Consider the following 5,741-nt stretch of genomic DNA (forward strand, 5'->3'; position numbering starts at 1 on the left):
TGCTTTCGGTTCGGCCGGAGCCCTCGGCTCCATCCACCGCACCGACGGCGGCTTCCTGCTGAAGATGCTTGACGGCTCCGAGGAGCGCGAGTATCCGACGCTGGATGTCGCGAAGAGTGCCCTCCACGCAACACTTGCGTCCGGCACCGACTGGCCGGAGTACCGCGAACACTGATCCGCTACCCACCATCCGACGGGCAGCAGCGAGGCTGTCCTTCCCAACCTGGGTCCTTCCCAGGGCCTGACGCCCGGCCGCGTTCCGCAGATCGCGTGCCGGGCGTCGTCGTGTCTGCGTGCGGTGGCGAGAGTGGGGCGATCGGATGCCGGCCGCCCCTCCACGGCACGAGTGGGTGCCGGCATCCGAGTCCACCTTCACGATTAGGAGAACTCGGATGTCAGACACCATCACTCTCACGGGCATCGTCGCCACCCCGCCCAAGCACATTGTCACGAGCGAGCAGCTGCAGATCACCTCGTTCCGCCTCGCCTCCACCCAACGCAAGTACGACCGCACGGAACAGAAGTGGGTGGATGCCGACACCAACTGGTACACCGTGACCGCCTTCCGGTCGCTCGCCGCCAACGCGATCGGCTCGATCCTGAAGGGTCAGCGGGTGATCGTCACCGGCCGGTTGCGCATCCGGGAGTGGGCCACCGACGAGAAGACCGGCACGACCATCGAGGTGGATGCCGACAGCCTCGGCCACGACCTCACGTTCGGCACCTCGGTGTTCACCCGCACTCCCGCGGCAACGGCAGCACCCGACACTGCCGAGAGCGCCGCAGCGGCGGAACAGATCCCCGAGGTTCCGGATGCGCCGGAGCCGACGATGGACGAACTCGCCGAACAGCGAGCCAAGCACCCGAGCGAACTGCCCGTGCCGTTCTGAAACGTCAGTTGAGGCCGAGGGACTTCAGCAGGTTCGGCTGCTTCTGGGGCGCTCGCGGGATCGGCTAGCCGGCTTGGTAGCGTCGCACGACCTCGGCCTCGACGGCGGCATAGAGCTCGTTGAGTGCTCGGTTATGAATGCGGGAGACCCCGCTCAGGTCGGGGTACTCGGCGACGGTCGCTACCCACTTCTTGTCGTCGCGACGCTCGATGAAGTAGCTGTAGCCCCGCACGTCAATCGCCATCTCGACCCTCCGCTCCGTCGTCTCGAGGCTACCTCCACCGCCGCGCCGTAGAATCGTCACGACCCGCGGCAGCTGGCGGGTCGGAACGGGGAGTCGGAATGCCGAGCAGCCTCCTGCGCGCGGGCGCCGTCGCAGCGTTCGCCGTGCTGACGTTGACGCTCGCTGGGTGCGTCGATGCGCCGAAGCCGACCCCGACCTCGACGTTCGACGAGACCACGCCGCCCGTCGACCCAGAGATCGACCTCGACGGGTCGGCGACCGACAACCATGCCTTCTTCGACTTCATCAACACCGAGCTGATCGAGGCTGGGGGAACGCTCGACGGAAGGGCATTCATCGACAACCTCGTGTCGGCCGGCTACCCGAAGTCCGACCTGGAAGTCACCCCCGACACGACTGCGATCAACATCGCGGCCGACAACATCCAGTTCGCCGTCCGCCTCAACGGCACCTGCCTGATCGGGCAATACGGCAACATCGGCTACGCCTCGACGACCGCCGAACTGTTGAGCACCGGCCGCTGCCTCGTCGGCGCCACCCGCCCCATCGACTGGTAGCCGAGCGAGCGTCGTCCGGCACGGGTGGTGACCGCTCCTAAGCTGGAGCGCATGGCCGAATACATCTACTCGATGGTGCGCGCCCGCAAAGCGGTCGGCGAAAAACTCATCCTCGACGACGTCACCATGGCGTTCCTGCCGGGCGCGAAGATCGGCATGGTCGGCCCGAACGGCGCCGGTAAGTCGACGATCCTGAAGATCATGGCCGGGCTCGACACCCCGTCGAACGGCGAAGCGACGCTGACCTCCGGCTTCACCGTCGGCATCCTCATGCAGGAGCCGGTGCTCGACGAGTCGAAGACCGTTCTCGAGAACGTGCAGGAGGGTGTCGGGCCGATCATGGGCAAGATCGCCCGGTTCAACGAAATCTCGCTCGCGATGGGTGAGCCGGATGCCGACTTCGACACGTTGCTCGCCGAGATGGGTCACCTGCAGGAAGACATCGACACGGCCGACGCGTGGGACCTCGACTCCCAGCTCGAGCAGGCGATGGATGCCCTCCGTACGCCGCCCGGGGACGCCAGCATCCCGCAGCTCTCCGGTGGTGAGAAGCGCCGCGTCGCGCTCACCAAGTTATTGCTGCAGAAGCCCGACCTGCTGCTGCTCGACGAGCCCACCAACCACCTCGACGCCGAGAGTGTGCTCTGGCTTGAGCAGCACCTCAAGTCGTACCCCGGTGCCGTCATCGCGATCACCCACGATCGGTACTTCCTCGACAACGTCGCCGAGTGGATCGCCGAAGTCGACCGTGGCCGACTCATCGGCTACGAAGGCAACTACTCGACGTACCTGGAAAAGAAGGCCGAGCGTCTCGACATCCAGGGCAAGAAGGATCAGAAGCTCGCGAAGCGTCTGAAGGACGAGCTCGAGTGGGTGCGCAGCAGCGCGAAAGGTCGTCAGACGAAGTCGAAGGCCCGACTCGCCCGCTACGAAGAGATGGCCGCTGAGGCCGACCGCACCAAGAAGCTCGATTTCGACGAGATCCAGATTCCGCCGGGCCCGCGTCTCGGCCAGGTCGTCATCGAGGCGAAGAACCTGAAGAAGGGCTTCGACGATCGGGTGCTCATCGACGGGCTCTCGTTCACGCTGCCGCCGAACGGCATCGTCGGAGTGATCGGTCCGAACGGTGTCGGCAAGACGACACTGTTCAAGACGATCGTCGGGCTCGAGCCGATCGACGGGGTCGACCTGAAGATCGGCGAGACGGTCAAGATCAGCTACGTCGACCAGACCCGCTCGAACATCGACCCGAACAAGACGTTGTGGGAGGTCGTCTCCGACGGGCTCGACATCATCGTCATCGGCAAGACCGAGGTGCCGTCGCGCGCGTACGTGTCGAAGTTCGGCTTCAAGGGGCCCGATCAGCAGAAGAAGGCGGGTGTGCTCTCCGGTGGCGAGCGCAACCGCCTCAACCTCGCGCTCACCCTCAAAGAGGGCGGCAACCTGCTGCTGCTCGACGAGCCCACCAACGACCTCGACATCGAAACGCTGTCGAGCCTCGAGAACGCGCTGCTCGAATTCCCCGGTTGTGCGGTGGTCATCACCCACGATCGGTGGTTCCTCGACCGCATCGCGACGCACATCCTGTCGTACGAGGGTACCGATGAGGATCCGGCCAACTGGTACTGGTTCGAGGGCAACTTCGAGTCGTACGAAGAGAACAAGATCCAGCGCCTCGGTCCCGAAGCCGCCGCCCCGCACCGCGCGACCCACCGCCGCCTGACGCGCGACTGAAGTTGACACGACGCGGCTCGGCGCATACGCCGCAGGGACTAACCGCGGTACTCCCGGGAGGGGATTCGCGCGGCCGCGGCCGTCCCTAGATTCGAGTGCATCCGATTCGTTTCGAAGGAGCCCTCATGACCGTCCAATCCGTTCAGGCCCCCCCGCGGGGTCGTACCGCCGTTCTCGTGCTCGCTGCACTCGTGGTCGTCGCCACCGCGACTACTCTCGTGTCGCTCGCCGCCATCGCGCTCGGAGCCGAACCCGACTTCGGGCCGTTGCAGCCCGCCGCGTACCTGCCGTACGCGATTATTGGAACTCTCGCGGCGCTCGGCGGCTGGGTTCTGGTCGTCCGGTTCGTCGCGCGTTCGGCCCGCCTGCTTCGGGTCGTCGTGCCGGTGCTGGTCGGGCTGTCGGTGATCCCCGACATCGCGTTGCTCGTCACAGGGTCTATCCCGGGCACGACGACCGTCGGAGTGGTGGCGCTCATGCTGATGCATCCGCTCGTTGCGGTGGCGGCGGTGTTCACGGGTCGGATGATCGCGCCGCCGCGCTAGCGTGGAGTGATGTCCCGCATCCATGTTCCGATCCGGCTGCGCTGGAACGACCTCGACGCCTACGGCCACGTCAACAACGCCGCGATGCTGACGCTCCTGGAAGAGTCACGCATCTCGGTGTTCTGGGGCGCCGGTGACCTGCGGGTCGAGGGGGTGAACGACGCCGAAGCACCGATCGCCGACACCCGCGACGCCGATACGATCACCCTCGTCGCCCGGCAGGAGGTGGAGTACCTCGCGCCGATCCCGTACCTGCGGGAGCCGCTCGACGTGCAGCTCTGGATCGGCCGCCTCGGTGGGGCGAGCCTCGACGTCTGCTACGAAGTGCACTCTCCCGAGGGCGACGGGGCGCAGACGCTGTTCGCGAAGGCGGCGACGACGATCGTGCTCGTGGATGCCGCATCCGGTCGACCGCGTCGCATCACCGACCGGGAGCGCGAGGCATGGGCATCCCACCTCGGCCCCCCGGTCGCTTTCACCAAGCGCCCCTAGGCCGTCGGAACGCGCACCATGCCCTCCTGGGCGACGGTCGCGAGCAACATCCCATCGCGCGAGAAGATGCGGCCGAACGACAGGCCGCGACCGCCGAGGGCGACGGGCGACTCCTGTTCGTAGAGCAGCCACTCATCGACGCGCCCGTCGCGGTGCCACCACATCGCGTGGTCGAGGCTCGCCGCCTTCAGCCCCGGCGTGCCCCACGAAACGCCGTGAGCCCGCATGATCGGCTCGAGAATCGAGTAGTCGCTCGCGTAGGCGAGAGCCGCACGGTGCAGGTTGGGGTCGTCGGGCAGTTTGCCGATCGCCTTCATCCAGACCGCCTGCCGTGGCGAGCGCTCGCCGTCCCCGGGAAAGTACACGGGCTGTTGAACGTGGCGGATGTCGAATGCGGGTTGCGTCGACCAGAACTTCGCGACCGGATGATCGGAGCCGCCGAGCACGTCGGCGGTGCTCGGCAGCGACTCCGGATCGGGGACCCCTTCCGGCATCGGCGTGGAGTGCTCGAGCCCCGGGTCGCGATCCTGGAACGACGCGATCATCGACAGGATCGGTTCGCCGCTCTGGTAGCACTGCGTGCGGCGGGTCGAGAACGACCGGCCGTCGTGGATGCGGTCGACCGAGAAGGTGATCGGCTGCTCGACATCCCCCGGTCGCAGGAAGTAGCCGTGCATCGAATGCACGACGCGCTCCTCGGGAACCGTGCGGGTCGCGGCGACGAGTGCCTGCGCGAGAACCTGCCCGCCGAACACCCGCCCACCCGGCATCCACTGGCTCGGACCGGTGAAAATGTCTTCCCGAGTGCGCGCTCCGGTATCGGTCAGGTCAAGGGCGGCCAGGAACCCCGCCAAGGGATCGCTCACGGGTTGTAGTTTAGGAGTCGCATGAGCACCTTTACTCTCGCCGATGCTCCCTCCCTCGATGATCTCCAGGTCTACCTGTCGCGTGCCGCGCGAGTCGAGGAGGGTTCCGTGCGCCTGATTGCAGGTTCGGGCGTGCTCGCCGTCTACTGTTCGGTGTTCGCGCCGGCCGGTCTGCTCGACGAGAGCGCAACCGTACTCGGCTTGCGCACCCTCGCGTTGAGCGAGGCAGCCACCTTCGATGCGGTCGTGCCGGTGCGTTCGCTTCTGCAGCGCATCGAGCGCGCACAAGCTGAGGGCGCTCCCAGGGTCGGTTTGCCGATGGAGGAGGGCGGCACCGAGGGCGGTCGCGCCCGGCTCTGTGACCACATGGGCGCAACCCGGGTGCTGCAGACACCACTTCACGCCGCTGGCCT

At 66.6% G+C, this 5,741-nt stretch carries 7 protein-coding genes and 1 pseudogene; 6 read left to right on the forward strand and 2 right to left on the reverse strand.

The window, feature by feature from the left end:
* Positions 1-392 precede the first annotated feature (392 nt).
* Complete coding sequence (locus RMO30_RS10515; protein ID WP_309713038.1) at positions 393-890, forward strand: single-stranded DNA-binding protein; 498 nt, start codon at positions 393-395, stop codon at positions 888-890.
* Positions 891-954: 64 nt separating this feature from the next.
* On the opposite strand, the gene RMO30_RS10520 is transcribed toward RMO30_RS10515, so the two are convergent.
* Positions 955-1,134, reverse strand: coding sequence for a hypothetical protein (locus RMO30_RS10520; RefSeq protein ID WP_309713041.1), 180 nt, complete (start codon positions 1,132-1,134; stop codon positions 955-957).
* A gap of 98 nt (positions 1,135-1,232) precedes the next feature.
* Between RMO30_RS10520 and RMO30_RS10525 the strand changes: the two genes are divergently transcribed.
* The 4 genes from RMO30_RS10525 to RMO30_RS10540 all read left to right on the forward strand — a co-directional run bounded on the left by RMO30_RS10525 (position 1,233) and on the right by RMO30_RS10540 (position 4,462).
* Complete coding sequence (locus RMO30_RS10525) at positions 1,233-1,691, forward strand: DUF6993 domain-containing protein (protein WP_309713043.1); 459 nt, start codon at positions 1,233-1,235, stop codon at positions 1,689-1,691.
* 51 nt (positions 1,692-1,742) lie between these two features.
* Complete coding sequence (ettA, locus tag RMO30_RS10530) at positions 1,743-3,425, forward strand: energy-dependent translational throttle protein EttA (protein ID WP_309713046.1); 1,683 nt, start codon at positions 1,743-1,745, stop codon at positions 3,423-3,425.
* A 125-nt stretch (positions 3,426-3,550) separates the two neighbouring features.
* Positions 3,551-3,970 carry a hypothetical protein gene (locus RMO30_RS10535; protein WP_309713048.1) on the forward strand — a complete coding sequence of 140 codons (420 nt, stop codon included), beginning with the start codon at positions 3,551-3,553 and terminating at the stop codon, positions 3,968-3,970.
* Positions 3,971-3,979: 9 nt separating this feature from the next.
* Entirely contained in the window at positions 3,980-4,462 is a 483-nt protein-coding gene (locus tag RMO30_RS10540; RefSeq protein WP_309713051.1) for a thioesterase family protein, read from the forward strand.
* Here the strand turns inward: RMO30_RS10540 and RMO30_RS10545 are convergent.
* Entirely contained in the window at positions 4,459-5,328 is an 870-nt protein-coding gene (locus RMO30_RS10545) for an acyl-CoA thioesterase II (RefSeq protein WP_309713054.1), read from the reverse strand. The genes RMO30_RS10540 and RMO30_RS10545 overlap by 4 nt on opposite strands.
* Positions 5,329-5,349: 21 nt before the next feature.
* Here RMO30_RS10545 and RMO30_RS10550 point away from each other — a divergent pair.
* Positions 5,350-5,741, forward strand: a pseudogene (locus tag RMO30_RS10550) (hypothetical protein); the annotation flags it as partial.

Origin of the sequence: Pseudolysinimonas sp., from assembly GCF_031389465.1 — a bacterium.
Classification (GTDB): Bacteria; Actinomycetota; Actinomycetes; order Actinomycetales; family Microbacteriaceae; genus Pseudolysinimonas_A.

Excerpts from the sequence above, each read along its gene's own strand:
- RMO30_RS10515 (WP_309713038.1), top strand. The coding sequence starts at position 393 with ATGTCAGACACCATCACTCTCACGGGCATCGTCGCCACCCCGCCCAAG.
- RMO30_RS10520 (WP_309713041.1), bottom strand. The coding sequence starts at position 1,134 with ATGGCGATTGACGTGCGGGGCTACAGCTACTTCATCGAGCGTCGCGAC.
- RMO30_RS10540 (WP_309713051.1), top strand. The coding sequence starts at position 3,980 with ATGTCCCGCATCCATGTTCCGATCCGGCTGCGCTGGAACGACCTCGAC.
- ettA (WP_309713046.1), top strand. The coding sequence starts at position 1,743 with ATGGCCGAATACATCTACTCGATGGTGCGCGCCCGCAAAGCGGTCGGC.
- RMO30_RS10525 (WP_309713043.1), top strand. The coding sequence starts at position 1,233 with ATGCCGAGCAGCCTCCTGCGCGCGGGCGCCGTCGCAGCGTTCGCCGTG.
- RMO30_RS10535 (WP_309713048.1), top strand. The coding sequence starts at position 3,551 with ATGACCGTCCAATCCGTTCAGGCCCCCCCGCGGGGTCGTACCGCCGTT.